Source organism: Micromonospora ferruginea (genome assembly GCF_013694245.2).
GTDB lineage: Bacteria > Actinomycetota > Actinomycetes > Mycobacteriales > Micromonosporaceae > Micromonospora > Micromonospora robiginosa.
This window is the reverse complement of the sequence record NZ_CP059322.2, coordinates 1979350-2004072: the sequence shown is the minus strand read 5'-3', so window position 1 is coordinate 2004072 and position 24723 is coordinate 1979350. Positions and strand designations below refer to the sequence as shown.

Here is a 24723-nt window from a genome sequence, read left to right as displayed (position 1 = left end):
GGTATATACGCTCGCCTGATCGCGCCACCGGCCCGGTGCGCGGAGTCGGGACGCGCGGTCAGGGCAGGCGGCGGGCAGGCGTCGGCACCCGGCCGTCGAGGACGTCGGCGAGCAGCGTGGACAGTCCGAGCGGGTACACGACGTCCCGGGTCGAGGCCAGCTCGTCGAGCGTCCACCAGCGATGCCCGGCGTGCGTGACGCGTTCGTGCGACTCCATCCCGCCGACGTCGACGTCGTGGCGGTCGAGACGGTGCAGGAAGAAGTCGTCCCGGAACAGCCCACTCGTCGGGCCACGGTCGTCGGCGCCGACGCGGTACGCGACGGGGCGGCCCAGCCGGTCCGGATCGACCACCAGGCCGATCTCCTCGCGTACCTCCCGGGCCGCGGCGTGGGCCAACGGCTCGTCGCCCTCGACCCCACCGCCCGGCGTGACCCAGCCGTGCCCACGTGCCGGACCGGTCGGGGCGAACCGGAACCGCAGCAGCAGGAGCCGGCCGGCCCGGTCGACCAGCAGGACCCGGGCCGAGTGACGGCGGTACGGACCCACCGGCCGAGTCTAGGCGGCCGGAAGCGCGCCGGTCAGCGACGGCGGGCCGCGGGGACGCCCCGGGGTGGCGGGCGGCGCAGCAGCCAGAGCGGGTTGCTCGCGGCCACGATCGCGCCCTCGCGGTCGCGCACCTGGGTGCGCACGTACGCGCCGCCGCCCACCCGGACCGGCAGGTCGTGCCAGCCCGGTCGCAACTGCCGCCACGGCACCTGGCCGGTGCGGACCGCCGGGGTCGGGTCCGCCGCGCCGGCCAGGTCGACCTCGCCGGTGACCACCTCCAGGGTGGCCCCGGCCGGCAGGTCGGTGGCGCGCAGCCGCACCGTGACGGTGTCGTCGGCGACGGTCGGCAACGCGCCCATCGCGCCGCGGCCGCCGAGTTCCAGGTCGAGCGTTCCCCGGTAGCCGGCCAGGTCGGCGAACCAGGCCTGCCCGGCGCGCAGCGCCGCGACCAGGTCGTCGCGGCGGGTGGAGGCGGCCCAGACCGACGTGATCCACCGGTCCCGGCCGGCCCGCCAGTCGGTGCCGTCGTGGTCGTCGGTCACCCCGACGGCGGTCAGCGGGATCGCGTTGCGGGCCGCCACGTCGTACGCCCAGAGGTGGTCCTCGACCGGCGTGCGTCCGATCTCGATCAGGTCGACGCCGAGCGCGTTCCGGGCCACCAGCAGCCGGGCCAGCGAGTCGCGGCGCTCCACGTCCAGCGGGTGGTTCCAGCAGACCACGCCGCCGTGCGCGTGCAGGAACTCCACCATCCGTTCGGTCGCGCCGGGATCGTTGTCCCGGTAGGGCGGGGACGGGAAGCGCGGCAGCGTGCCGTCGCCGCCGAACCAGTTGAGGTGCCGCACCATCGACACCTCGTACGCCCGGTGGTGGGTCACCTCCGGGTACGCCCCGTGGTAGCCGCGCAGCACCTCGGCGCGCAGGTCCTCGCCGCCCTGCCCGGCCCGGCGGGCCCGGTCGAAGACCAGCCGGTCGACCAGGTAGGCGCCGCGCGCGCCACCGGCGACGGTCACGCCGAGGCGCAGCCCGCGCAGCGAGTTGTCGCCGGCCACCAGGTCCGGCCACAGTCGCCGGACGTCGGCGAGCAGGTCGAACGTGTGCCGCCGCCAGGCGCCCGTCGGGGCGGGCACGTCGACGGTGCCGTGCCGGCCGTCGGCGGCGTGCCGGACGGTGGCCGACTCGCCGAGGCGGTATCGCAGCACCAGTTGACCGGCCGCCCGGCCCGGTCCGGCGGGGTGGTGGGACAGCGCGACCTCGACGGTGAGCGTGGCGTCCGGGCCGGCCGCTTCGGGCCGCACGTCCAGGTGCAGCGTGGTGTCGGCGATGTTCCCGGTGTGTGTCCAGTTCCAGGCCTTGCCGGCGTACCAGTGGGTGCCGGCGCCGGTGGCGGCCAGGCGCAACGCGCGGCCGGGGCCGTCGGCGGCGTCGGGCGCCGCGACGAAGTCGGCGGTGGCGTCGGTGAGCCGCCCCTCGCCGGCCGCCGTCCAGGTCCAGGCCAGCGCGCCCTCCATCTCCTCCGGGCCGTCGAAGCGCACCTCCCGGCGGTGGTCGTGCGCGGCAACCCGGAAGTCGTGGTCGGTCCACCAGAGCACGTCGACGGCGTTGCGGCGGGCCTGGTCGAGGTGCGCGGCGTAGCTGGCGACACCCTCGCTGAACGACGCGTGCAGGTGCATCGCCATGCTGACCGCCCGGCGTCCACCCGCGACCACCGGCGCCCGCTCTCGGCCGAGCGCCAGCCCGACCGGCACGCCGATCCCGGCCACCGCCAGCCCGCCCGCCGCGACAAGCACCCCCGCCGATCCACCCCCGCACCTCCCTCCCCACGCCCCAGCGTAAAGCCCCGCCCCGTAACCCGTCGATCTTGCAGTTGCGGCCCTGGATACGGGCGGAAAGCCCCTTTCGCCGGGGCACCAAGTGCAAGATCGACGGGTTCGGAGGGTCGGCGCGGGGGACGGGGGGTGTCGATCGCGGACAGGGTGCAGCTTGCCGTCGTGACGGCGGCGGCGCCAGCCGCGGGCGGTGGCTGCGGCGAGCAGGGTGGCGAGCATGGTCCGGGCTGCCGCGGGCGGTCGCCGACATGGTCTGTACCGGTCATCGGGGGTGACATCGCCTACTGATCCGGTAGGAGTCGCGCGGCTCGGGTGGCATTTGTCCTCTGGCGTGCGGCGCGGTGTTGGCAATATTCTCCGGATCGCGCGACGCATTTGGAGTTCCTTTACATCACCCGGCGTCGGTCGGGTCACCGAGGAGATGCCATGCACTTCGACCATCCCGAGCTGGACCGCCGTACGCTGCTGCGGGCCGGCCTCGGCGCCGCCACGGTCGCGGTCGTCGGGACCGAACTCGCGCTCCCGGCCGCCGCGCACGCCGCGCCGGGCGCGGACCTCGACTGGATCATCAGCTGCGACGAGTGGGCCGCCCGGCCGCCGTCCGGCGCGCTGTCGGTCAGCGCGATCCCCACCAACAAGATCATCCTGCACCACATGGCGTTCCCGAACGTCACCGACTACTCCGAGGAACACGCCAAGCAGCTCGCCCGCGACTGCCAGGACCTGCACATGGACAGCAACGGCTGGTCGGACACCGGGCAGCACTTCACGGTGAGCCGGGGCGGTCACGTCCTGGAGGGACGGCGCGGCAGCCTGGAGCGGCTGGAGGCCGGCGACCGGCAGATGATCGCCGCGCACTGCCCGGGCGAGAACGGCCGGGCCATCGGCATCGAGAACGAGGGCACGTACGTCACCGAGGCGCCGCCGGAGGACCTGCTCGACGGGCTGGTGCGGCTCTGCACCACGATCTGCCGGCAGTACGGGCTGTTCGCGCACGACATCTTCGGCCACTGGGACTTCCGGGAGACCCAGTGCCCGGGCGCGACGTTCTACCGGGAGTTCCCGGCGGTGCGGCGCCGGGTGTTCCGGGAGCTGGGCACCGACCTCGGCGACGTGCCGGCGCGCCGCTGGCCGGACATCTGGCGCTTCGTCGGCGGTCCGGTGGTCCGCCTCGCGCAGCAGCTTCTCACCCTCCGCGGCTACCCGGTGCCGGTGACCGGCGTGTTCGACGCGGCCACCGTCGCGGCGGTGCAGGACTGGCAGGCCCGCAACGGCATCCCGGTCGACGTCGACGCCACCCTGACCGCGGCCACCTGGGAGACGCTCGCCCCGGAGCTGGACCAGCGCGACAGCGGCGTCGGGGTGCTCGCGGCGCAGACCATGCTCGTGTCCAAGGGTTACGCGGGGGTCACCGCGACCGGCGAGTACGACCACCCGACCCGGGCCGCGGTGCAGGACCTGCAGCGCCTGCACGGGCTGCCGCCCACCGGCAAGCTCAGCACCACCACCTGGTGCGCCCTGGTGGGAGGCGTGGTGCGCCAGTCGTTCCGCAAGCACTGACGGCGCGCCGGTTCAGGCGGGCGGTGGGGGGTGGCAACGGCGCCACCCCCCACCGTCGCGTCCGGAGCGCCGGCGTCGGGGCGAAACGTCGGCATTCGCGGCTGGTGAACGACGGCTATCCCGAGCGACGGTTCGACGCCGATCATTGCCCGGAGATAGATGTGAGTCATTCTCACCTCCGGGTGGAGCGCCCGGGCGCGGAGGGCGAGACGTCGGCACCGCCGCCGGGCGTACCGAAGGCCCGACTCCGCGTCCCCGGAGGATCGCCATGCCCCGTCGTCCCCTACGCGCCCGGCTCGCGGCGCTCACCGCCGCCGCCCTGACCGCGAGCGTGCTGACCGTCACCCCGCCGACCCCGGCGCTCGCGGCCACCACGTTCGCCCCCAACGACTACTGCCTCGGCCAGTGCTCCGACATCCTGCCGCCGGGCCAGAACGGCAACGCCACGCTGGTCGCGATCCTGGCCCACCAGACGCTCGGCACCCGCCCGGCGCACTCCAGCGACCAGCTCGACGAGTACGCGAACCTGGTCTACAACTACGCCGGGCTCACCGACGAGCAGATCGCCCAGTTCTACAACGACTCCTCGTTCGGCGTCCCCGCCGCGCAGGTCGAGAGCACCGTCTCGCCACGCTCGGACGTCACCATCGTGCGGGACAAGGCCACCGGCGTCCCGCACGTCACCGGCACCACCCGCGGCGGCACCATGTTCGGCGCCGGCTACGCCGGGGCCCAGGACCGGCTCTGGGTGATGGACCTGCTGCGGCACGTCGGCCGCGGCAACGTCACCTCGTTCGCCGGCGGCGCCCCCGGCAACCGCGAGCTGGAGCAGAGCGTCTGGGCCAACTCGCCGTACACCGAGGCGGACCTCCAGGCCCAGGTGGACGCGCTGCGCACCAAGGGCGCCCGGGGCCAGCAGCTCTACACCGACGTGGTCGACTACATCGCCGGCATCAACGCCTACATCGACAAGTCGATCGCCGACGACAACTACCCGGGTGAGTACGTGCTCGCCGGCGCCGGCAAGCCGAAGCACTTCACCATGACCGACCTGATCGCCACCGCCGGCGTGATCGGCGGCCTGTTCGGCGGCGGCGGGGGCAGCGAGATCCAGTCCGCGCTGGTCCGGGTCGCCGCCCGGGCCAAGTACGGCACCGCCGAGGGCGACCGGGTGTGGGCGGCGTTCCGCTCGCAGAACGACCCGGAGACCGTGCTCACGCTGCACGACGGGCAGAGCTTCCCCTACGGCGCGACGCCGCCCGGCGCGACCAGCGCGGTGCTGCCCGACGCCGGTTCCGTGGTCGCCGAGCCGCTCGCCTACGACGCCACCGGCGGCGCCGCCGCCCGCACCGGCGCCAGCACCGCCACCAAGGAACTGCTCGGCGGGCTGTCCAACCTGCGCGCGCACGGCATGTCCAACGCGGTGGTCGTCTCCGGCCGGCACACCACCACCGGCAACCCGGTGGCCGTGTTCGGGCCGCAGACCGGCTACTTCGCCCCGCAACTGCTGATGCTCCAGGAGTTGCAGGGCCCCGGGATCAGCGCCCGCGGCGCCGCGTTCGCCGGGCTCAACCTCTACGTGCTGCTCGGCCGCGGCCAGGACTACGCGTGGAGCGCCACCTCCGCCTCGCAGGACCTGACCGACACGTACGCGGTGCCGCTGTGCACCACCGACGGCAGCACGCCGACGCTGCGCACCAACCGCTACCTCTACCACGGGCAGTGCCTCGCCATGGAGGCGCTGGAGCAGCGCAACTCCTGGTCGCCGACGCTCGCCGACTCCACCCCGGCCGGCTCCTACACGCTGCGCGCGCTGCGCACGAAGTACGGGCTGGTCGCGTACCGGGGGCTGGTGAACGGGCAGCCGACCGCGTTCACCAAGCTGCGCTCCACCTACCGGCACGAGGCGGACTCGGCGATCGGCTTCCAGGCGTTCAACGACCCGTCGGCGATGGGCAGCGCGGCCGCGTTCCAGGCGTCCGCGGGCAGCGTCGGCTACGCGTTCAACTGGTTCTACGTCAACTCGACCGAGGCGGCGTACTACAACTCCGGCTCGAACCCGGTCCGGTCGTCGGTCACCGACCCGAACCTGCCGACGAAGGCCGAGCCGGCGTACGAGTGGGCCGGCTGGAACCCGGACACCAACGACGCCACCTACGCCCCGGCGTCGGCCCACCCGCAGTCGGTCAACCAGGACTACTACGTGAGCTGGAACAACAAGCAGGCGCGGGACTTCGGGGCGGCGGACGGCAACTTCAGCTTCGGCTCCGTACACCGTGGTCAGTTGCTCGACGGCCCGGTGCGCGCCGCGATCGCCCAGCGCAAGCTCGGCCGCGCCGACGTCGTCAAGATCATGGCGGACGCGGCGGTGACCGACCTGCGCGGCCAGCAGGTCCTCGGTGACCTGCTGCGGGTGCTGGACAGCGCGCCGGTCACCGACCCGGCCCTGGCCGACGCGGTGACCAAGCTGCGGGCCTGGCAGCAGGCCGGCACCCGGCGGGTGGAGACGTCCCCCGGCTCCAAGGTGTACCAGCACGCCGACGCGATCCGGATCTTCGACGCCTGGTGGCCGCTGCTCGCCTCGGCGGAGTTCCGCCCCGGTCTCGGGCCGGACCTCTACGCCGCGCTCGTCGACGCGATCGAGGTCAACGAGGCGCCCTCGGGCGGGCAGAACGGCGGGCGCGACGGCGCGGCGAGCTGGGCGTTGCAGGGTCAGGCGCACAAGGGCTCGTCCTTCCAGTACGGCTGGTGGGGCTACGTCGACAAGGACGTGCGCACCGTGCTCGGCGACCCGGTGGCGGGCGGGCTGGGGCGCGCGTACTGCGGCAACGGCGACCTCGGCGCGTGCCGGACGGCGCTGCTCGGCGCGCTCGGGCAGGCCGCCGCGGTGCCGGCGACCACGGTCTACCCGGGTGACAAGTCGTGCGGCGCCGGCGACCAGTGGTGTGCCGACTCGATCGCCCAGTCCGGGCTGGGCGGCATCACCCACCCGCTGATCGCCTGGCAGAACCGGCCCACCTACCAGCAGGTGGTGTCGTTCCCGGCGCGCCGGGGCGACGACGTCACCAACCTGGCGCAGGGTCGCCCGGCGAGCGCGTCGAGCACCCAGTTCCTGACCAGCTACACCCCGGACAAGGCGGTCGACGGCAGCCTGGGCAGCCGCTGGGCGAGCAGCTACAACGACAACCAGTGGCTGCGGGTCGACCTCGGCGCGGCCCGCACCGTCAGCCGGGCGGTGCTGCGCTGGGAGTCGGCGTACGCGACGTCGTACCGGATCGAGGTCTCCGGCGACGGCAGCTCCTGGACGCCGGTGTTCGCCACCACCACCGGCAACGGCGGCGTCGACAACGCCACCTTCGCCCCGGTCAGCGCCCGCTACGTGCGGGTGTACGGGGTCAAGCGGGCCACCTCGTACGGCTTCTCGCTCTACGAGTTCGAGGTCTACGGGCGGTGAGTCACGTGGCCGGCCGGCGGGGTCCTCCCGCCGGCCGGTCGCGTCCGGGCAGGTCAGCCCGCGTGATTCGAACAGGTGTGCGAGAATGGTCGGGTGTCGGGCGAGGCCACCATCCTGCATGCCGACCTGGACGCGTTCTACGCCTCGGTCGAGCAACGCGACGACCCCCGGCTGCGCGGCCGTCCGGTGATCGTCGGCGGCGGCGTGGTGCTCGCCTGCAGCTACGAGGCGAAGGCCCGGGGCGTGCGCAGCGCGATGGGCGGCCGGCAGGCGCGGCGGCTCTGCCCGGACGCGATCGTGGTGCCGCCGCGGATGGCCGCCTACACGGCCGCCAGCCGGGCGGTGTTCGACATCTTCCGGCACACCACCCCGCTGGTCGAGGGGCTCAGCATCGACGAGGCGTTCCTGGACGTGGGCGGGCTGCGGCGGCTGGTCGGGCCGCCGGCCGGCATCGCGGCGACGCTGCGCGACCGGGTCCGCCGGGAGGTCGGCCTGCCGATCACGGTGGGCGTGGCGCGCACGAAGTTCCTCGCCAAGGTCGCCAGCGGGGTGGCCAAGCCGGACGGGCTGCTCGTCGTCGACCCGGAGCGGGAGCTGGCCTTCCTGCACCCGCTGCCGGTGGAGCGGCTGTGGGGCGTCGGCCCGGTCACCGCCGGCCGGCTGCGCGAGCGTGGCCTGCGCACGGTCGGGCAGGTGGCGCGGCTCGACGAGCCCGCCCTGGTGTCGCTGCTCGGCGCCGGCGCCGGGCGGCACCTGCACGCGCTCGCGCACAACCGGGACCCCCGTGCGGTGCAGGTGGGCCGGCGCCGCTCCTCGATGGGCGCGCAGCACGCGCTGGGCCGCGAGCCGCACTCCCCCGCCGAGCTGGACGCGGTGCTGGCCGGCCTGGTCGACCGGGTGGCCGGGCGGATGCGCGACGCCCGGCGCACCGGCCGCACCGTGACGCTGCGGCTGCGCTTCGCCGACTACACCCGGGCGACCCGCTCGCACACGCTGGACAAGCCGACCGCGCAGACCGCACCGCTGCGGGCCGCCGCCCGGGCGCTGCTGCGCGCCGCGCTGCCCCAGATCGAGCGGCGCGGCGTCACCCTGCTCGGCGTGTCGGTGGGCAACCTGGACGACGGGCACACCCAGCTCACGCTGCCGTTCACCACCGACCCGGGGCCGGCGCTGGACGCCGCGCTCGACGCCGTGCGGGACCGGTTCGGGTCGCGGGCGCTGACCCGGGGCGTGCTGCTCGGCCGCGACCCCGGCGTGGAGATGCCCCGGTTGCCCGACTGAGCGTCTCCTCCCCCGGTAGGAGACGCGGCTCGGACCCCCGGCCGCGACTACGGCTTCCGGTCGGGCGCGACCGGCCCCGACGGCCACGAGCATCTACAGGCATGACTACCGTGTGCAACCGGGCGGCCGGATGGCACCGCCCCCTGATGCTCCTCGTGTCCGCGATGGCGGTGCTCACCGTCGTCGCCGCGGTCGGCGTGGTGGCCGACCCCCGGGTGCTCACCGGCGCGCCCGCCTGGCTCAAGCCGTTGAAGTTCGCGATCTCGTTCACGCTCTACGGCGTGACGCTGGCCTGGATGCTGTCCCTGCTGCCGACGCGCAGCCGGGCGGCGGAACGGGCGGCCACCGTGATCGTGGCCGTCTCGGTGATCGAGATGGTCGTCATCGTCGGCCAGGTGGTCCGGGGCACCACCAGCCACTTCAACGGCACCACGCCGCTGAACGCGGCGCTGTTCGACGTGATGGGCGCGGCGATCACGGTGCTCTTCCTGGCCCAGGTCGTGCTCGCGGTGGTGCTGCTGCGCCGGCGCACGCCGGACCGCGCCGACGGCCACGCGGTGCGGCTCGGGCTCGGGGTGTCGCTGCTGGGCATGCTGGTGGCGTTCCCGATGGTGGCGCAGCGGCCGGCCGGCGCGCCGGCCGGGATCACCGGGGCGCACAGCGTCGGCGTGCCGGACGGCGGGCCAGGGCTGCCGCTGGTCGGCTGGAGCACCGCCGGCGGTGACCTGCGCGTCGGGCACTTCGTCGGGCTGCACGCGCTGCAGGCGCTACCGCTGCTGGCGATCCTGCTCGACCGGTTCCTCGGCGCCCGGCTGGACGAGGCGACCCGGGCCCGGCTGGTGCTGGTCGGCGGCGCCGCGTACGCCGGGGTGACACTGCTGCTCACCTGGCAGGCGTTGCGCGGGCAGCCGCTGGCGCGCCCGGACGGGCTCACCGTGGCGGTGGCGGGGGCGCTGCTGCTCGCCACCGCCACGGCTGCCGGTCTGGTGCTGGCCCGCCGGTCCCGCCGCGCCGGCGTGGCGCTGGCCCGATGACCGGCGCGCTGTTCGGGCTGACGTTCGCGCTCGCCGCCCCGTTCTGGGCGCTGATGATCCTGGCGCCGCGCTGGTCCCGGACCGCACGGATCGTCGGCTCCCCGCTGATCGTGGCGCCGGTCCTGCTGGTGTACGCGCTGCTGGTGCTGCCGGCGCTCGGCACCGTGCTGCCGGCGGTCGCCGCGCCGACGCTGGACGGCCTGCGGGACCTGCTCGGCACCGCCGACGGCGCGGCGGCGGCCTGGGCCCACATGATCGGCTTCGACCTGTTCGTCGGGCGCTGGATCTTCCTCGACGCGCGGGAGCGGGGCATGCCGGCCCTGCTCACCGCCCCGGTGCTGGTGCTCACCATCCTGCTCGGCCCGCTCGGCCTGGCCGTCCACCTCGGACTGCGGACCCGATGGCGGCCGGCCGGCGCGACGTCGGCCGCCGACGGCGGGACCGGCGCGGTGGCCCCCGCCGCGCCGGTTGCCTAGGCTGGCGGCCGTGGGCTGGGTGGGGCGGCTGTTCGACGCGCGGGACACGCTCGCGCGGATGCTGCTGCTGGATCTGAGCGGCGTCGGCTACCTGCTCGTCGGCGCGCACGGCCGGCCCGGGCCGACGACGACGCAGTGGCTGCTCGCGCTCGCCGCGTTCGCCGTGGCGCTGCTCTGCCACCGCCGGCCGCTGCTCAACCTGCTGCTCCAGGCGGGCCTGCTGGCGGCGGCGTTCCCCCTGGTCGACGACGTGATGATCAATCAGGTCGGGGCGAGCTGGGCGCTGCTGGAGCTGACCATGCGGGCCACCCGGCCGCGCACCTTCTGGCTGGCCGCCGGCCTGCTCGTCGCCGTCGACCTGACCGACCTGGTCGGCGACCCGCTCCGGCAGGCGCTCACCGGCCTGTTCGGGCTGGCCGTCACCGTCGGCCTGCCGCTGCTGCTCGGGCTGGTCGTGCGGACCACCCGGGAGCTGGGCCGGCAGGCCGAGGAGCGGGCCGCGGCGGAGCAACGCCGGCGTGAGTCGGAGAGCCGGGCCGCCCGCGCCGACGAGCGCAGCGCCATCGCCCGCGAGCTGCACGACGTGCTCGCCCACCACGTGGCGTCGATGGTGCTGCGGGTCGGCGTGGCCCGGCACGTGCTGCCGGACCTGGACCCGCGCGTCGGCGAGGTCTTCGACGACGTGCACGGCACCGGCACGGCGGCGCTGACCGACCTGCGCCGGCTGGTCGCGGTGCTGCGCGACCCGGACGGCGTACGCGGCGACGCCGCGCTGACCGTGATCGAGCCGGCGGCGCTGCCGGCGGCGCTGGGCGCGGCGGTCGACCGGGCCCGGCAGGCCGGTGTCGTGGTGGAGGCCGACGTGGACGCGGCCGTGGGCACGCTCGACGCGGTCCGCGGCCAGGCGGTGCTGCGGCTGACCCAGGAGGCGTTGACGAACGTGGCGAAGCACGCGGGGGCGGCGGCCCGGGCCCGGCTGACCGTGTCGGTGACGGACGGCGCCGTGCACTGGGCGGTGTCCGACGACGGGCACGGCGCCACGCCGGCCGGGGTGCCGTCCGGCGGCGGCCACGGGCTCGTCGGGATGCGGGAGCGGGTGGAGGTGCTCGGCGGGCGGCTGGAGGCCGGGCCGACCGGGTCCGGCTGGCGGGTGCGCACCGTGTTGCCGGCGGCCGGCCCGGAGCGGCCCGCCGCCGGGGCGCCCCTGCCCCGGCCGGCCACGCCGGAACCGGCGTGATCCGGGTGCTGCTGGTCGACGACCAGCACCTCATCCGGGCCGGCCTGCGCATGCTCTGCGACGCCCAGCCCGACCTGGAGGTGGTCGGCGAGGCCGACAACGGTCGCGACGCGGTCGCCCTCGCCGCCCGGCTGCGACCGGACGTCGTGGTGATGGACCTGCGGATGCCCGGCGTCGACGGGATCAGCGCGACCAGCCGGATCCTCGCCGACCGGCCCGCCACCCGGATCATGGTGCTCACCACGTTCGGCGACGACGACCACCTCTACCCGGCGCTGACCGCGGGCGCGTGCGGCTTCCTGCTCAAGGACGCGCCGCCGGCCGATTTGCTCGACGGCGTGCGCCGGGCCGCCGCCGGGGACAGCCCGTTCAGCCCGGAGGTGCTGCGCCGGCTGGTCCAGCGCGCGGTGCACGCCCGGGTCGACGCGCCGCCGCGCGCCGCCGCGCTGACCGCCCGCGAGCGGGACGTGCTCGCCCTGGTGGCGGAGGGACTGTCCAACACCGAGATCGCGGAACGGTTGCACATCGGCGTGACCACGGTGAAGACCCACATCACCAGCCTGATGACGAAGACCGCCAGCCCCAACCGGGTACGCCTGGCGCTGTGGGCGCGCGGCGGCTGAGCCTCACTCCTCGATCGCGCCGCCCACCGCGCGCAGGTGCGCCCGGAACGTCAGCGTCGGGTCCGCCGCCCGGGCGGCCAGGTAGTCGGCGAACCCGAGCTGCGCGCGCAGCGACTCGCCGGCGGCGATCCGGTCGGCCTGCCGGCGCTCGGTGTCCCGGATGGACGCCGCCAGGTCGGCCAGCTCGCCGGCCCGCTCGGCGGGCACGAACAGCACGCCGTCGTCGTCGGCCAGCACCAGGTCGCCCGCGTCGACCGTCCACCCGCCGACCCGCGCCGAGTCCAGCGCGCCGGCCGGCGTCGGGTCCAGCTCCAGCGGACCGGTCGGGGTGACGCCGGCGCTGAACACCGGCAACCCGACCGCCGCCAGGTCGGCGCTGTCGCGGTGCGCGCCCCACACCACCAGACCGGCCAGGCCGGCCGCCCGCGCCTCCCGCACGACCAGGTCACCGACGCAGGCCCGGTCGGTGCGCCCGCCGTCGTCGACCACCAGCACGTCCCCCGGCGACGCCCGGTCGATCGCCTCCAGGAACACGTCGACGCTGCCGGCGTGCCGGGCCGGCCGGACCCGACCGGCGAGCCGCCGCCCGGCCAGCACCGGGCGTACGGCGGCCGGGGCGCACCGGACGGTCACGCCGGCTCGCAGGCAGGCGTCGGCGACGTGGGCGGTGGTCAGCGCGGCGAACCGCGCCGCCCGAGCACGGTGATCGGTGTCCATGGACCGACGTTAAGCGGCCGCACCGGCCGGGGCAGCGGCCAGTCCCCACCCGGTGGCTCGGTGTGCGCTCGCCGACCACCTGCCCGCCAGCGGCGCCGGGTCAGCGGGCGGCCAGCGTCGCCACCCCCTCGCCGCTGAGGTCGGCCAGCGCCGCCCGGCGGCCGGTCAGCGCGAGCAGCAGCGCGGCGCCCGGGCCGCGCACCACCGGCCCGTCCCCGGCCGACCAGCCCAGGTCGGTGGCCTCGAACCGCAGCCCGGCGACGCGTCGGCGGTCGACGAACCCGACCGCCCGGCCGCCGGTGAGGAAGTCCAGCGAGATGCGCAGCCGGTCCGGGTCCAGGTCGGCGGGGAGGCCGAGCGGGTGGCGGATGTCCTGCCCGTGCACCTGCAGGTCGGTGAGCTGGCCGTACCAGCCGACCACGGGCGGGCGGAACCGGTGCCCGGCGTGCTCGCGCAGCGCGGCGGCCAGCTCGCCCGCGGGACGCCGGGCGACCCGCCGGGCCAGCCGGGCGTTCGCCACGTGCGGCCGGAAGCCGGCGCCCACCAGCAGCGGCAGCAGCCGCCACGGCGGCTCGACCAGCGGCGACACCAGGTGCCCGGCGACCTCGCGCACGGTCCACGCGCCGCAGAGGCTGGGCGTGTCGAGCTGGGCCGGGGTGAGCGAGTCGATCAGGTCGGCCGTGCGGCGCCGCTCGGCGGCGATCATCGGCAGCAGGTCCGCGTCCACCGCACCATTCTGACCGGCCGGGCCGTCCGGGTCAGCCCCGGAACGTGCGCTCCAGCAGATCGAACAACGCCACCCAGTGCCGCTCGGTGGCCCCCGCGTCGTACATCGGGGTGTCCGCCTGGGTGTAGCCGTGGTGGGCGCCCGGATAGACCTCCGAACGGTAGGTGACGCCGGCCGCGTCCAGCGCCTTCTCCAACTCGGCGATCTGCTCGGCGGTCATCGACGCGTCCTGGTCGGCGTGACCGAAGTACAGCTCGCCGATGACCGAGCCGACGCCGAGGTGCGGGCTGTCCGGCGCGTCGGTGACCACCCGACCGGCGTGGAAGGCCGCCACCGCGGCGATCCGGTCCGGGTAGGCCTCGATCGCCCGCAGCGCGTTCGTGCCGCCCATGCAGTAGCCGGTGATCGCGGCCGGGCCGGGCGCGACGTCCGGCTGGGCGGCGAGGAAGTCCAGGTAGGCGGCGCTGTCGCGGCCGACCGTCTCCGGCGTGAGCGCGGCGATCATCGGCCCGACCCGGCCGAACAGCTCGGCCCGCCGGCCGTCGTCGGCCAGCGCGGACATGTCGACCGGCGGGGTGCGGCCGGCGCGGTAGAAGAGGTTGGGCACCAGCACGACGTATCCGCGGGCGGCGATCGTCGTGGCCATCTCGGCCAGCCGGGGCCGCAGCCCGAACGCGTCCATGAACAGCAGGACGCCGGGGAACGGCCCGCCGGAGTCCGGCCGGGCCAGGAGGGCGTCGGCCGTCCCGTCGGGGGTGGGCACGTCCACGATCGTCGGCTGCACTGTCCTGACCTCCTCGCCGGGTGTTCCGCGACGCACGCTACTCCCGGCCGGCGCGCCCGGCACCTCGGGCCTTCCCGCCCGCCCGCGTCTGGTCCGGGTCGCCTGAGCCACGCCGCCGGGCCGTTTGCGCCGGGCGAGCGCGGGAATCCCGCTGTCCCGGCAGAGGGAGGCGGCGAGATGGACCAGGACCAGTTCATCGGCGCGGTGGCCAGGCGCTGTGGCGCGTCCGCGGAGCAGGCCACCGCGGTCACCCGGGCCACGTTGACCACGCTGGCCGAGCGGATCGACGGTGGGGAGGCCCGCGACCTGGCCGACCGGCTGCCGGAGGCGCTGCGGGCGTACGCGTTCGGCCCGGCCGAGGCGGCCGAGACGTTCGGGCTCGACGAGTTCGTGGCGCGGGTCGGCGGTCGCGCGGACGTCGACGCCGTCGCGGCCCGCGACGGGGTGGTCGCGGTCTTCGACGTGCTGCGCGACGCCGTCGACCCGGCCGCCTACGCGCAGGTCGTCGCCCAACTCCCGGCCGAGTACGGCGACGTGGTCGACCAGAGCGCGCCGTTCGTGCGGCGCCCGGCGTGAGGGCGCGACGATGAGCGAGGACGCGCTGCGCCGCCCGCCGGAGGCCGACGCGCAGGAGCAGCGGCAGGACGTGACCGTCGTCGGCCCGCCCGATCCGGTGCCGGACGCGGTGCCCGAGGCGGCCGAGGCCGACCTGGCCGAGCAGGGTGTGCTGCGCCCGCCGAGCGGTCGCGCCGGCCTGGGCGAGTCGGTGCGCGACGACCTGGACCCGGCCGACGCGGTGGAGCAGAACCAGGAGATCCCGCTGCCCGACGAGGACCGGCCGGTGTGACCGGTCAGTGGTCCGGGCTGTGCGCCGGGGCCATCAGCCGCAGCGCGTTCGGGTCCAGGCCGACGCGCACCGGCGTCTGACCGTACGGCTCGCCGTCGACCTCGATGCGGGCCGGCCGGTCGGTCTCCAGCCAGAGCTGGCGCACGGCCAGGAACGGCTCGTCGCCGAGGGTGCGGCGGCGGCCCGCGGCGGCGTTGCGCGCCGTCTCGCGCAGCAGCCCGCGCCGGCTGGCCCCACCCACCGGGTACGCGACCAGCAGCCGGTCGTCGGCGTTGGCGTCGGCGGTGATCGGCCGGCCGGCGTGGAACCCGCCGTTGGCCACGTAGACCTGGTGGGTGGTGAACGCGTGCTCCCGCCCCTCGGCCCGGACGGTGACGCGCAGCGGCCGGTGCCGGGCGAGCAGCCCGAGCGCGGTCAGCGGGTAGGCCAGCCGGCCCACGGCCCGCTTGAGCCGGGGCGGCGCGGCCAGCATGATGTCGGCGGACAGTCCGATCCCGACGTGGTTGGTGAACCGGGTGTCGCCGATCAGGCCGAGGTCGACGTCGATCACCTTGCCGTCGGTGAGCACCGCGACCGCCGCGTCGAGGTCGAGCGGGACGTCGACGGTGCGGGCGAAGTTGTTGGTGGTGCCCAGCGGCAGCAGGCCCAGGGCGACGTCGCGGTGGGCGAGCAGCCGGGCCGCCGCCCCGATGGTGCCGTCGCCGCCGCCGACGACCAGCAGGTCCGGGCCGAGCCCGACCGCCTCGGCGAGCGCCCGGTCCAGGTCGCCCGGCCGGTCCGCCGGATAGGCGCCGAGCAGCGTGAACCCGGCCGCGCGCAGGCGTGCGTGGACGGTGTCGTAGAGCCGGCGTCCCCGGCGGGAGTGGGCGTTGACCACCAGCGCCGCCCGCCGTCGTTCCCGGATCGCCGCCGACAGCTCCTGCTTGGTCCGCACGGATGCGACCCTATCCGGTGCAAGGAAGGGGCCCCGGTTAACGCCTTTTGTCGTACCGGGGGCCCCTCTTAACAGGTCCGGCCGGCAGGCGCCGGTCAGGTGGAGCCGGCCGCGAGCTGGTCGAGGTGCGCGGCGAGCAGGCCCCGGATGCGGTGCGGGGGCAGCCGGTCGGGGTGCAGCAGCGCGTGCAGGGTGAGGCCGTCCAGCAGGGCGTGCAGGCGGGCGACCGCCGCGTCGTCGACCGGTCGGTCCCCGGTGAGCTGCGCGACGGCGAGTTCGGCGGCGCGGCGTACGCCGTCGTCGGCCTGGGTCATCCGCTCCCGGGCGGCGGGGTCGACCTGGGTCCGGGCGGCGAGCAGCAGCCACACCTCGGCCTCGCGGGCGCGCTGGCGGTCCAGCGGCAGCAGTTCCTCGAGCATGCCCTGGACGACGTCGCGGGCGGTGCCGGTGCGGTGTTCGGCGGTGAACCGCTCGGTGGCCTTGGCCATCACGTGGTCCATGGCGAAGACCAGCAGCTCGGTCTGGGTGGCGAAGTAGTGCCGCAGGGCGCTGGGCGACCAGCCGGCCTCGGCGGCGATGCTGCGGACGGTGGCCGCGCCGACGCCGTCGCGGTAGACCACCCGCCACATCGCCTCGGCCAGCTCCGCACGGCGGGCGTCATGGTCGACGATCTTGGGCACAGGCCCCTCCGGCGGTGGTGGACGGCGGTGGTTAGGCTTGTTGTCGCACAGCGTACTAAAACCTGGAGGTCGGATGCTGATCGGAGTCATCGTCGCGTGCGAGGTGGCGTTCTGGCTGTTCCTGGTCGCCGGGTTGATCGCCCGCTACCCGCTGCGCCGGCCCCGCCTCGGCGCCGCGCTGCTGCTCGCCGTGCCCGCCGTCGACCTCGTCCTGCTGGCCGCCACGATCGTGGACCTGCGCGGCGGCGGCACCGCCACGTTCGCCCACGGCCTCGCCGCCGCGTACCTCGGCTTCTCGGTCGCGTTCGGGCACAGCATGGTGCGCTGGGCCGACGAGCGGTTCGCGCACCGCTTCGCCGGCGGCCCGCCGCCGCGCCGCGCGCCCCGCTACGGGTGGGCCCGGGCCCGGCACGAGTGGCGCGAGTGGGGCAAGGGCATGATCGGCTGGGCGGTCGCCTGCGCGGTGCTGCTCGGCGGCGTCGCCCTGGTCGGCGACGCCGAGCGCACCGAGGAGCTGTGGGCGTGGGCCGGCCGGCTCACCCTGGCCATGGCGGCCTGGCTGGTGTTCTGGCCGGTGGCCTACACCGTCTTCCCGAAGCGGGCTCCACGCGGCGCCTGAGGCTCATCCCTTGCGGCCGGTGGTCGCGATGCCCTCCACGAAGTGCCGTTGGGCCAGGAAGAACAGCACGATCATCGGTACGGTGGCGATCACGCTGCCGGCGAGGACGATCTCCCACTGCTGCTCGCCGCCGTAGCCGAACCGGTCGAGGATCACCTTGAGCCCGCGCGGCAGCGTGTAGAGCTGCTCGTTGCGCAGGTAGATCAGCGGTTTCACCAGGTCGGTCCAGCTCGCCTTGAACTCGAACACGAACGCCACCAGCAGGGCCGGACGGACCAGCGGGAACGCCATCCGCCAGAACAACTGCGGATAGCTCGCCCCGTCCACCCGCGCCGCCTCGAAGTACTCCCGGGGCAGCGAGAGGAAGAACTGGCGCAGCAGGAAGATGTAGAACGCCGAGCCGAACAGGTTGCCCGCCCAGAGCGGCACCTGGGTGTCCACCAGGCCGAGCCGGTTCCAGATCAGGTACGTCGGGATCATGGTGACCGCGAACGGCAGCATCATGGTGGCGAGCACCAGACCGAAGAGCAGGTTGCGGCCGGGGAACCGGAAGTACGCGAAGCCGAACGCGACCCAGGCGCTGGACAGCGTCGCGGTGGCGGCCGCCGCCACGCCGACCACCAGGCTGTTGAACAGCCAGGTGAGCAGCGGCATGGCGTGCCACGCCTCGGTGTAGTTGTCCGGCGCGAACGGCACCGGCAGGAAGCCGGGCGCGAAGACGTACTCCCGGGGTCGCAGTGAGGCGCTGACCAGCCAGACGAACGGCAGCAGGAAGGCCACGGCGGTGGCCAGCAGGGCGAGCACGAACAGCACCCGCTGCCAGCGTGGCCGCCGGCCGTCGTCCGGCTGCCGCGCCGGGCGGGACGGCGCCACCGGCGCCACCACCGTGCCGACGCCGACCGGTCGGGTCGTCGTGGTCACCCGTCCTCCCCCTCGTAGTAGACGAACCGGTTGCCGAGCTTCACCTGCACCAGCGTGATGGCCAGGATGACCAGGAAGAGCAGCCAGGCCATCGCCGAGGCGAAGCCCATGTGCAGGAACTGGAACGCCTCCCGGAACAGGTGGATCACGTAGAACGACGCGGCGTCACTGTTGAACGAGCCGGCGGTCTGCCGGTTGCCGAAGTACATGGTGTAGACCTCGGTGAACATCTGCAGCGACGCGATGGTGTTGACGATCAGCGTGAAGAACAGCGCCCCGGAGATCATCGGCAGCGTGACGTGCCGGAACCGGGTCCACGGGCCGGCACCGTCCAGGTCGGCCGCCTCGTACAGGTCACGGGGCACGTTCTGCAACGCCGCCAGATAGATGATCACGGTGGAGCCGAGGCTCCACAGGCTCATCAGCACGATGCCCGGCAGCACCCAGTCCGGGTCGGTGGTCCAGCTCGGACCGTCGATCCCGACCAGGGCCAATCCCCGGTTGACCAGGCCGTCCTGCGTGTTGAGCAGCAGCAGGAACAGGATGCCGACCGCCACCGCCGGGGTCATCACCGGCAGGTAGAACACGGTGCGGAAGAAGCCCTGGAGCCGGCCGACCCGCTTGAGCAGCAGCGCCAGCGCCAACGAGATCACCATCACCAGCGGCACGTGCAGCGCGGTGTAGTAGACGGTGTTGCCGAGGCTGCGCGCCACCTGCGGGTCCGACACGAGCTGCCGGTAGTTGTCCAGGCCGGAGAAGCGCGGTGCGTTGATCACGTCGTACTCGGTGAAGCTCAGCCACAGGCTGGCGACCATCGGCCCGGCGGTGAACGCCAGGAAACCGACGATCCACGGCGCCAGGAACAGGTACGCCCAGCGGGCCTCCCGCCGGGCCAGCGGCGTGCGACGCCGCCGGCCCGGTACGGCGGGGGTGACGGTGGTGGCCATCGGCGACTCAGCCCGCGGCCTTGTCCAGCGCGGCGGTCGCCTCCTGCTGCGCCCGGGCGAGCGCCTGGGCGGGCTGCTGCTGGCCGGCGAGCACCCGGTTGACCGCGTCGGTCCACGCCTTGTCGAACTCGGCCCCGGCGGGCGAGGCGGGCATGGCGAACGCGACGTCCTGTGCCTGGCGGACCGCGGCGACCGCGTCGTCGAAGCGCTTGTTGCCGGTGGGCCGGTACACCTCGTCGAAGATCTTCTTGTCGGCGGCGGTGTTGCCGGTCCAGAGGCCGGTGAAGGGCAGGTTCTGGGCCTTGCGGGCGTCGGCCCGCGCCCGGGCGGCGGCGAGCCAGGTGTCGGTGGCGGTCATCTGCTTGACGAACGCGCAGGCCGCGTCCGGGTTCTTCGCGCCCTTGGTGATCACCCAGGCCTGCCCGGAGGACATGCTCAGCGGCTTGCCCTGCCGGTCCACGAACGGCTTCACCACCAGCTCGGCCCGGGGGCTGTTCTTCGCGGCCTGGTTGAGGAACCACTCCTCCATCGGCCAGGCCACCATCTGGTTCTTGGCCAGCGGGTTCTGTGCGCCGAAGAAGTCGAACGTGTCGCGGAACGACTTGAACCTGCCCCAGCCGCCCTGGTCCTGGACGAGCCGGAGGCCGGTGGTGAGCGCCTCGACCACCTTCGGGTCGGTGAGGTTCGGCTTCGTGCCGTCCGCGGAGATCATCTCGGCGCCGTTGGCCTTGGCCCACATGGGCAGGAACTCGGGGATCTTCGGGTCGATGCCGATGCGGCTGAGCCGGCCGCCGGAGACGGTGGCGAGCCTGGCGTTCAGCGCCGGCAGCCCGGCCCAGTCGGCCAGGTTCACGTCGTCCGGGGTCAGGCCGGCCTCACGGAGCAGCGCCTCGTTCAGGTAGACCACGCGCACCTGGGAGAACTCGGGGATGCCGTACACCGTGCCGTCCAGCGTCACCTGGTCCCTCGCGGCCTGCCGGTACTGTCCCATGTCGATCTTCTGCTCGTCGACACAGTCGGTGAGCGGCTGGACCGAGCCGCGCTTGGCGTAGGTGCCGATCAGCTTGCGGTCCAGGTAGACCAGGTCCGGCGGGTTGCCCGAGGCAACCGCCGACAGGAACTGCTGCTCGTCGAAGGCGCCCTCGGTGACCTGCAGCCGGACGTCGGGGTGGTCCCGCTTGAACGCGTCCACCCGGGTGGTGGCGATCTCGTCGGACAGGCTGAGGCCCATGGTGCTGAGCGCACCGCTGCCCTTCTCGCCGCCGCCGGAGTCACCTCCCCCGCCCACGCCGCCGCAGCCGCTCACCGCCAGGGCGAGCACCCCGACCAACGCGGTCGCCCGCAGTTTCCGTGACATCGCCACCTCCCCTGGTCGCGCGGGCCGCTCTGCCCGTGCGAGAGGCACTTCTCCCGAGAGACGGCACTCAAACCGGTTGATGCACATCGTTTACCGAACACCGGCTCACGCCGCCGGTTGCCCGTGTCGGTCCGCCGCGACGGCGACCAGCAGCAGCCCGGCCAACAGGCCGAGCGCCACCGCCGGAGGCAGCGCCACGCCGACCGACGCCAGCGGGACGACCGCCCCGGTGACCGCCAGCCGGGCCGGGCCGACCGGCTGCTCGGTGAGCCGACGGAACAGCAGGCACCCGGTCAGGTAGACCGCCGCGCCGCCGAACAGCGCCACGGCCGCCGACCGGCTCAGCCTGGCCGCCGGGTCCGCGCCGGAGACGTGCGCCAGCACCTGCTCGACGCCGATCGCCAGGTAGATGACGCCGACGATGAGCATCAGATGGGTCTGGCTGTAGGCGTCCGCAGCGATCCGGTCGCGCCGGGCCGGCGCCGCCGCGCCGAGCGCGTGGGCCGCCGCGGGCGCGGTGCGGCGGAAGTAGAGCCACCACAGGCAGACCGTCACCGTGAAACCGACCAGCGCCACGCCCAGGACCGGCGGCGACGTCACCGCCGAGCCGGCGCCCACCCCGGCGGCGACCACCGACTCCCCCAACGCGATGATCAGCACCAGGGTGTGCCGCTCGGCGAAGTGCGGCGGGCTGCGCAACGGCCAACTCCCCCGCCGCGCGTAGGACAGGCGCTGCCCGACCACCTCCACCAGGAACGCCAGCACCCACAGCGCGGCTTGCCCGGCGCCCGCCAGCACCGCGCCGAGCAGCAACGCCGCCCAACCGACCACGCTGACCAGCGCGAAGAAGCGGATCCGGGCCCGCAGCGGCGCGTCGTCGCCGGCCACCAGGTGGAACAGCGCCAGGTGCACCACGCGCAGCAGCACGTAGGCGAACGCGACGAGCAACGGCCCGTCCAGCCCCGGACCGGGCGTCCAGGCCCGCGGCATGACCAGCGCGGCCACGAACAACGCCGCCATCGCGACCAGGAACCCGCCGCGCGCCACCCCCACGTCGGCCCGCGTGTGGTTGCCCAACCAGGTGTACGACGACCAGGCGAACCAGAGCAGCACGAGCAGCAGCAGGCCCCGGCCCATCCCGGCCGGGGTGGGATGCGGTCCGACCAGTGCCATGATCCGGGTGAGCGCGAAGACGAAGACCAGGTCGAAGAAGATCTCGAACGGCGTGACCCGGCGGTCCACCGGCACCGGCCCCGGCGGACGCCACCACCTCCGGTCGTGTCGCACGCTCCGCCCTCCGCCGCACCGCCCCCCGCCGACGGTAGGCCGCCGGGCCGGGGCGCTCGGGTGATTCGCCCGATCACGCCGGGGGGCGTCGGCGCTCAGACGTCCACCGTCAGCCGGACGTCCACCCGGTCGCCCAGCTCGATGCCCTCCGCCCGGCGCGCCGCGACCCGCAGCGGCACCAGGTAGCGCCCGTCCTTCGGCCACAGCGACGTGCGCCAGTCGGTGCCACCGATCCGGACACCCACCGGGATCATGCCCCAGCCGTAGGTGACCGACGCCGCGACGGCCTCCAGCGCCGCGCACTGCTCGTCGGGCACGGTGACGAAGTGGTGGGGCGCCGGCCCTCGCCAGAACCAGACCTCGCCGCTGAACGCCAGCTCCATCCGGTCAGGATAGGCGCGCCGGCCGACAGTCCCGGAGCACGCGCAGGCCCGCCCAGGAGACCCAGCAGAACAGCGGCACCACGGCGACCCGTTCCATGCCGCCCACCCCGATGCCCACGTCGACCCGGGCCAGGAACAACGCGGTGCCCGCCAGCCCGGCCGCGCCGAGGAGCAGGCCGGCGCGTCGCAGGTCGTCCAGCTCGGCCGGGCGGGCGGCCCGCGCCCCGGCGAGCAGACCCACGTTGCCCACCACGAGGACCAGCACCGCGCCCAGCACGTGCCGGTTCTCGTCCACGTCCGCCGGATGGACGCCGGCCAGCACGTACCCGCCGGCCGCGGCGAGCGTGCACGCCCGCGCCACGGTCGCGGCCCACCCCCGGCCGAACGCGGCCCGGCCGGCCACGAGTCATCCGCCGAGTCCACCGCCTCGCACCGGCCACGCGCACGGGCCCTGGCGGGCCGGTCCGGGGTAGGGCCAGACCCACCCCGCAACCGGGGCCTGGACGGCTGGGCCGGCCCCCGCCGGCTGGCTAGCGTCGGGCCATGACTCAGCCGTCGCACCTGGCCGGGGCGTTGCGCCGCCGCCGTTACCCGCTCTCCGCCTGGCCCTGGCGCGCCCTGGCGTACGCCGCGACCACCCTGCCGGTCGCCGGCGTCCTGGCGGTCGCCTGGTCCGTGGTCGCCGCGCCGCTGCTGCTGGTGGTGAGCGCGCTGCGGCGGGACCGGCCGGTCGACGTGCCGGTGCTGGCCGTGCTCGCCGTGCTGGCGCTGATCGCGCTCGCCGTCGCGCCGCTGGCGAGCGCACCGGTGGCGGCGGTCGAGCGGTGGCGACTCGGCCTGGTCGACTCCCGACCGCTGCCCGGCCCGCTCCGGCGCGGCCCGGTCGCCCGCCTCACCGGCGCCGCCGCCTGGCGGGAGGTCGCGTACACCGCCTGGCTGGCCACCGTGGTGCCGCTGGCGTACGGGACGTTCGGCCTGCTCGTGCTGCTCGACGTCGCGCTGGTCGCCGGCCCGTGGCTGGCCGGCGACGGGGAGCGGATCGTGCTGGTCTGGGACACGGTCGAGTCCCCGGCCGGGGCGGTCCCGTACGCCGTCGCCGGCGTGCTCGCCGCGCCGGTGCTGCTGTACCTGGCCGGTCTGCTGGTCGCCGGGCAGGCGGCGGTGGCCCGGTGGCTGCTCGACGGCGCGCCCGACGCCACCGCGCTGCGCGAGGTGACCCGGTCCCGGGCCCGGCTGATGGGCGCCTACGAGGCGGAACGCCGCCGCATCGAACGCGACGTGCACGACGCGGCGCAGCCGCGCCTGACCAGCCTCACCCTCCAGCTCGGGCTGGCCCGCCTCGACGTGCCGGACGACTCCCCGGCCGCGCGGCCGCTCGACGCGGCGCACGAGCAGGCCAAGGAGCTGATGGTGACGCTGCGCGGCATCGTCCAGGGCATCCGCCCCCGGCAGCTCAGCGAGCTGGGGCTGGCCGGCGCGGTCGGCGACCTGGCCGCCCGGTCGGTGGTCCCGGTGACCGTGCGGGCGGACCTGTCCCGCCCCGTGCCGGAGCTGGTCGAGACCACCGCCTGGTACGTGGTCTCCGAGGCGCTGGGCAACGTGGCCCGGCACGCCGGCGCGACCCGGGCGGAGGTGCGGTTGACCCACGCCGACCGGCGGCTGGTGGTGGAGGTCGAGGACGACGGCCGGGGCGGGGCCGACCCGGCCCACGGCACCGGCCTGACCGGGCTCGCCGACCGGGTGGCCGCGGTGGACGGCAGGTTGCTGCTGGCCAGCCCGCCCGGCGGGCCTACTCTCGTGCGGGTGGAGCTGCCGTGCCGTCCGTGACGCGGGTCGTCCTCGCCGAGGACGAGGTCCTCCTCCGCGAGGGCCTGGTGGGCCTGCTGACCCGCTTCGACTTCGCGGTGGTAGCGGCCGTCGGTTCCGCCCCGGAGCTGGTGGACGCGGTCCGTACCCACCGGCCGGAGCTGGTGGTGACCGACATCCGGATGCCGCCGGAGCACCGCGACGACGGCCTGCGGGCGGCGGTCGCGCTGCGCGGGGAGCGCCCGGACCTCGCCGTGGTGGTGCTGAGCCAGCACGTGCAGAGCGGGTACGCGGCGGCGCTGCTGGACAGCGGCGACGGCCGGCGGGTCGGCTACCTGCTCAAGGACCGGGTCGCCGACGTCGCCGAGTTCGCCGACACGCTGCGCCGGGTGGCCGCCGGCGGCACGGCGGTCGACCCGGACGTGGTGCGGCACCTGCTGCGCCGCCCGCGCGACCCGCTCGACGCGCTCTCCCGGCGGGAGCGGGAGGTGCTGGGGCTGGTCGCCGAGGGCCACTCCAACGGCGCGATCGCGGCCCGGCTGCACGTCACCGAGGCCGCGGTCGGCAAGCACGTCGGCAACATCCTGGCCAAGCTGGACCTGCCGCCGGACGACGACACCAACCGCCGGGTGCTGGCCGTGCTCGCCTACCTGCGCGCCGGCGGCTGACAACACAC

The 24723-nt window shown here is 75.1% G+C and carries 25 protein-coding genes; 12 read left to right on the top strand and 13 right to left on the bottom strand.

From position 1 onward, the window contains the following. Positions 1-58: 58 nt before the first annotated feature. Together H1D33_RS08780 and H1D33_RS08775 are read right to left on the bottom strand one after the other, a co-directional pair. Positions 59-547: an NUDIX hydrolase gene (locus H1D33_RS08780; RefSeq protein ID WP_181568542.1), complete on the bottom strand. Its 489-nt coding sequence runs from the start codon at positions 545-547 to the stop codon at positions 59-61. Between the two features lie 32 nt (positions 548-579). Then, complete coding sequence (locus H1D33_RS08775) at positions 580-2334, bottom strand: CehA/McbA family metallohydrolase domain-containing protein (RefSeq protein WP_246411525.1); 1755 nt, start codon at positions 2332-2334, stop codon at positions 580-582. Positions 2335-2799: 465 nt separating this feature from the next. On the opposite strand from H1D33_RS08775, the gene H1D33_RS08770 reads away from it, so the two are divergent. The 7 genes from H1D33_RS08770 (at position 2800) to H1D33_RS08740 (ending at position 12038) form a co-directional block, all read left to right on the top strand. After that, positions 2800-3933, top strand: a complete 1134-nt coding sequence (locus H1D33_RS08770) for a peptidoglycan recognition protein family protein (RefSeq protein WP_181568544.1) — start codon at positions 2800-2802, stop codon at positions 3931-3933. A 268-nt stretch (positions 3934-4201) separates the two neighbouring features. After that, a complete protein-coding gene (locus H1D33_RS08765; protein WP_181568545.1) occupies positions 4202-7387 on the top strand; it encodes a penicillin acylase family protein in 3186 nt (1061 codons plus the stop codon). Between the two features lie 93 nt (positions 7388-7480). Next, a complete protein-coding gene (gene dinB, locus H1D33_RS08760) occupies positions 7481-8668 on the top strand; it encodes a DNA polymerase IV (RefSeq protein ID WP_181568546.1) in 1188 nt (395 codons plus the stop codon). A 101-nt stretch (positions 8669-8769) separates the two neighbouring features. Further along, on the top strand, positions 8770-9702 hold the full coding sequence (locus H1D33_RS08755) for a hypothetical protein (RefSeq protein ID WP_181568547.1): 933 nt from the start codon (positions 8770-8772) through the stop codon (positions 9700-9702). Continuing rightward, positions 9699-10178: an ABA4-like family protein gene (locus H1D33_RS08750; protein ID WP_181568548.1), complete on the top strand. Its 480-nt coding sequence runs from the start codon at positions 9699-9701 to the stop codon at positions 10176-10178. Before H1D33_RS08755 ends, H1D33_RS08750 begins: the two co-directional genes overlap by 4 nt. 10 nt (positions 10179-10188) lie before the next feature. Continuing rightward, the gene (locus H1D33_RS08745) at positions 10189-11415 is read left to right on the top strand and encodes a sensor histidine kinase (protein ID WP_181568549.1); all 1227 of its coding nucleotides are present in this window, start codon (positions 10189-10191) and stop codon (positions 11413-11415) included. Beyond that, the gene (locus H1D33_RS08740; protein ID WP_181568550.1) at positions 11412-12038 is read left to right on the top strand and encodes a response regulator; all 627 of its coding nucleotides are present in this window, start codon (positions 11412-11414) and stop codon (positions 12036-12038) included. Before H1D33_RS08745 ends, H1D33_RS08740 begins: the two co-directional genes overlap by 4 nt. A gap of 3 nt (positions 12039-12041) precedes the next feature. On the opposite strand, the gene H1D33_RS08735 is transcribed toward H1D33_RS08740, so the two are convergent. From H1D33_RS08735 to H1D33_RS08725, 3 genes are all read right to left on the bottom strand, one after another. Further along, entirely contained in the window at positions 12042-12755 is a 714-nt protein-coding gene (locus H1D33_RS08735; protein ID WP_181568551.1) for an RraA family protein, read from the bottom strand. Positions 12756-12855: 100 nt separating this feature from the next. After that, positions 12856-13482 carry a maleylpyruvate isomerase family mycothiol-dependent enzyme gene (locus H1D33_RS08730; protein WP_220138678.1) on the bottom strand — a complete coding sequence of 209 codons (627 nt, stop codon included), beginning with the start codon at positions 13480-13482 and terminating at the stop codon, positions 12856-12858. Between the two features lie 31 nt (positions 13483-13513). Next, entirely contained in the window at positions 13514-14266 is a 753-nt protein-coding gene (locus tag H1D33_RS08725) for a dienelactone hydrolase family protein (RefSeq protein WP_181568552.1), read from the bottom strand. 177 nt (positions 14267-14443) lie between these two features. Between H1D33_RS08725 and H1D33_RS08720 the strand changes: the two genes are divergently transcribed. After that, a complete protein-coding gene (locus tag H1D33_RS08720; RefSeq protein WP_181568553.1) occupies positions 14444-14842 on the top strand; it encodes a DUF2267 domain-containing protein in 399 nt (132 codons plus the stop codon). A gap of 10 nt (positions 14843-14852) precedes the next feature. After that, a complete protein-coding gene (locus tag H1D33_RS08715; protein WP_181568554.1) occupies positions 14853-15113 on the top strand; it encodes a hypothetical protein in 261 nt (86 codons plus the stop codon). Positions 15114-15117: 4 nt separating this feature from the next. Here H1D33_RS08715 and H1D33_RS08710 read toward each other — a convergent pair whose 3' ends face one another. Together H1D33_RS08710 and H1D33_RS08705 are read right to left on the bottom strand one after the other, a co-directional pair. After that, positions 15118-16047 (bottom strand): diacylglycerol/lipid kinase family protein, encoded by a 930-nt coding sequence (locus tag H1D33_RS08710; protein ID WP_181568555.1) that lies wholly within the window; start codon positions 16045-16047, stop codon positions 15118-15120. Between the two features lie 95 nt (positions 16048-16142). Then, positions 16143-16727, bottom strand: a complete 585-nt coding sequence (locus H1D33_RS08705; protein ID WP_181568556.1) for a TetR/AcrR family transcriptional regulator — start codon at positions 16725-16727, stop codon at positions 16143-16145. Positions 16728-16800: 73 nt separating this feature from the next. Here H1D33_RS08705 and H1D33_RS08700 point away from each other — a divergent pair, with 73 nt between their 5' ends. Beyond that, entirely contained in the window at positions 16801-17346 is a 546-nt protein-coding gene (locus H1D33_RS08700) for a hypothetical protein (protein WP_181568557.1), read from the top strand. Between the two features lie 3 nt (positions 17347-17349). On the opposite strand, the gene H1D33_RS08695 is transcribed toward H1D33_RS08700, so the two are convergent. The 6 genes from H1D33_RS08695 to H1D33_RS08670 all read right to left on the bottom strand — a co-directional run bounded on the left by H1D33_RS08695 (position 17350) and on the right by H1D33_RS08670 (position 22644). Next, positions 17350-18267 (bottom strand): carbohydrate ABC transporter permease, encoded by a 918-nt coding sequence (locus H1D33_RS08695; RefSeq protein WP_246411527.1) that lies wholly within the window; start codon positions 18265-18267, stop codon positions 17350-17352. After that, positions 18264-19214 (bottom strand): carbohydrate ABC transporter permease, encoded by a 951-nt coding sequence (locus H1D33_RS08690; protein WP_181568558.1) that lies wholly within the window; start codon positions 19212-19214, stop codon positions 18264-18266. The genes H1D33_RS08695 and H1D33_RS08690 overlap by 4 nt, the downstream gene beginning before the upstream one ends. Positions 19215-19221: 7 nt before the next feature. Further along, positions 19222-20571 carry an extracellular solute-binding protein gene (locus H1D33_RS08685; RefSeq protein ID WP_181568559.1) on the bottom strand — a complete coding sequence of 450 codons (1350 nt, stop codon included), beginning with the start codon at positions 20569-20571 and terminating at the stop codon, positions 19222-19224. Between the two features lie 105 nt (positions 20572-20676). Then, positions 20677-21858, bottom strand: a complete 1182-nt coding sequence (locus H1D33_RS08680; protein WP_281370374.1) for a low temperature requirement protein A — start codon at positions 21856-21858, stop codon at positions 20677-20679. 95 nt (positions 21859-21953) lie between these two features. Next, positions 21954-22241, bottom strand: coding sequence for a DUF1905 domain-containing protein (locus H1D33_RS08675; protein ID WP_181568560.1), 288 nt, complete (start codon positions 22239-22241; stop codon positions 21954-21956). Between the two features lie 4 nt (positions 22242-22245). Further along, positions 22246-22644, bottom strand: coding sequence for a hypothetical protein (locus tag H1D33_RS08670; protein WP_181568561.1), 399 nt, complete (start codon positions 22642-22644; stop codon positions 22246-22248). A 140-nt stretch (positions 22645-22784) separates the two neighbouring features. Here H1D33_RS08670 and H1D33_RS08665 point away from each other — a divergent pair, with 140 nt between their 5' ends. After that, entirely contained in the window at positions 22785-24068 is a 1284-nt protein-coding gene (locus tag H1D33_RS08665; RefSeq protein ID WP_181568562.1) for a sensor histidine kinase, read from the top strand. Beyond that, the gene (locus H1D33_RS08660) at positions 24056-24715 is read left to right on the top strand and encodes a response regulator transcription factor (RefSeq protein WP_181568563.1); all 660 of its coding nucleotides are present in this window, start codon (positions 24056-24058) and stop codon (positions 24713-24715) included. Before H1D33_RS08665 ends, H1D33_RS08660 begins: the two co-directional genes overlap by 13 nt. The last annotated feature ends 8 nt before the right edge of the window (positions 24716-24723 follow it).